General features: G+C 33.6%; 1 protein-coding gene, 1 rRNA gene and 1 pseudogene. All 3 read right to left on the bottom strand.

What is annotated here, in order from left to right:
• Positions 1–254 precede the first annotated feature (254 nt).
• The 3 genes and pseudogenes from BFM98_RS20025 to rrf all read right to left on the bottom strand — a co-directional run bounded on the left by BFM98_RS20025 (position 255) and on the right by rrf (position 2,114).
• Positions 255–1,148: a patatin-like phospholipase family protein gene (locus BFM98_RS20025; RefSeq protein ID WP_054548459.1), complete on the bottom strand. Its 894-nt coding sequence runs from the start codon at positions 1,146–1,148 to the stop codon at positions 255–257.
• A gap of 604 nt (positions 1,149–1,752) precedes the next feature.
• A pseudogene (locus BFM98_RS23700) lies at positions 1,753–1,877 on the bottom strand (IS200/IS605 family transposase); the annotation flags it as partial.
• Positions 1,878–1,998: 121 nt separating this feature from the next.
• Positions 1,999–2,114 (bottom strand): 5S ribosomal RNA (gene rrf, locus BFM98_RS20020).
• Between the last annotated feature and the right edge of the window lie 88 nt (positions 2,115–2,202).

Here is a 2,202-nt window from a genome sequence, read left to right as displayed (position 1 = left end):
AAATTGTGTTTCGTTCACTAGTAAAACTAGCTATTTAAAACTTTATTGATTACGTTTTGCTTGTTCAGTTTTCAAGGTTCATTTTGTTTACTCTTCTGTAAGAGTTAACTTTTATATAATAACATGTTTTATATTTAATGTCAAACAGTTATTTTATTTTATATTTTAGTAGCTGCATATCTCAACAGCAACTTTTATATAATAACACCCTATTTTTCATTGGTCAATAGTTTTATAATTATTTTTTTAAAAAATTACAACCTCAATCTTGGCCAATTTCGTAAAAATTGAATTGTACGGTTTCTTCCTATATCTAATAGAGTTTCTTTTGTTTCTTCATTTAAATCAAATTGGGTTGCACTATAATCTTCTACAGGAATAAAAATAATGTCTCTTTCGTGTCGTCTTGATATATACCTTTCATCATGTGCATCTTTCATAGTTGAAAATAGTGCCTCAAATAAATTTAGACCATTCTTAATTTCTTGAGGACATTGTTCTTCTCTTCTTCTACTCAGTTTCAGACCTAAAATCGGACGTACTTTCCGACCTTCTTTATCATCGAATATCCATAGTGGAAAATTACTTAAAACACCACCATCCACTATAACCGATTCACCCTTACCAGTCTTTAATGTAACTGGTTCAAAGAAAAAAGGTATACCACAACTCATGCGTAACGCACAAGCTACTGAAAAATTCTTTGCTTCAATTTGATATTTATGCAAATCGTCTGGTAAAACAATCATTCTACCATTCGTTAAATCTGAAGCTACTAATTTAAGTGAATCTTTAGGCAGATCACCAAAAGTATATACTCCTTTTGCAGCTAGCTTTTGGAAAAACCATTTTTCTAACGCCTTTCCTTTATAGAGACCTAAATGATTATAAACATTTACCCATTTCATAAAAGGAAAAGGTAAAATTGTTCTTCTTGGATCAAGTAATGAAGGAACATCTAACTCTTCTAGCATAATTTCTATCTCTTTTCCACTATATCCTGCCGCAATAAAGGCGGCTAAAATGGCACCCGCACTTGTACCAGCTACACGTTTAAATCGAAAATGTTCAGCTTCTAGTACTTGATATGCCCCTACTAATGCAAAGCCCTTCAAACCGCCACCAGAAAACACGCCATCAATCCACAAAATTTCCTCTCCTTTTTGATGTAATCTTTACAGTATAAGAATGAAGAATGAAGAATAGAACTAAATTTTCTACTTTATTGACGATACTTATGTACATAGCAGCAAACTTTAACCAAGTGTCTAGCTAAAATTCGATTACAGTATCATATAAGAATATGCGGCGAAATATCGTTATTCTAAGAAATGTAAAGAGCTACTTAAATGCTAAAGTAGTTTCAACAATAATTTTAGTTCCGGAAATTTTTAGTGTAGAACATATTTTTAACAACAAAAATAAAGGGCCTAAGCCCCCAACAATATTTAATTTAAATCACAGCCCTTATCTATATTAACTATGTCTTATAAGAACGTACTGATGGTGATTGATATTATTTAATTTTAAAAAAAGTTACAGAATGTTTAGCTATCCACAAATGCTGGGGTTTTCATAACTTCTAATTTTATTCTTTCACTGAAGGCTTGAAAATTTTAGCCGACTTAGTTAATAGCTTACTAACCCCTTCTATATCTTGCTAAGATTACAATGAATCAGAACCAAGTTAGACTGGTGGTTTGCTCTCGCGTGAAACGCTGGGGTACTGGTCCGTGTCAAAAGACACACTCAAAACTTCCTGTTTCCATATTTGTATTCAGGTTGGCATGCCGATCGAATATTAAGCTACTCTTCCCTTTCAAATAAACCACAAAAGATGAAACAATTATTTTTGCTCGAATACTCACCAACATACCTGATTGCTCGGCTGTTTTTTTCTTGTCCATAGCTAGAAGCTCTTTGGAACCCCTCGCATAGCAAAGTTTTTTTAAAATATACAATAAAAAAACAGTCAGCGCACAGCTGACTGTTTTGTTTGCCTAGCGACGTCCTACTCTCACAGGGGGAAGCCCCCAACTACCATCGGCGCTAAAGAGCTTAACTTCCGTGTTCGGTATGGGAACGGGTGTGACCTCTTTGCCATCATCACTAGACTTTGTATTTAATTGAAAGATTTATTCTTTCAAAACTGGATAAACGGCACATTGAATGTTTCAAACTTTTTGGTTAAGTCCTCGATCG

The sequence above is a fragment of the Lysinibacillus sp. AR18-8 genome, from assembly GCF_001705465.1.
In the GTDB taxonomy this organism is placed as follows: Bacteria; Bacillota; Bacilli; order Bacillales_A; family Planococcaceae; genus Lysinibacillus; species Lysinibacillus capsici.
The sequence above is the reverse complement of the archived record's forward strand: the minus strand, read 5'-3'. Positions and strand labels throughout refer to the sequence as shown.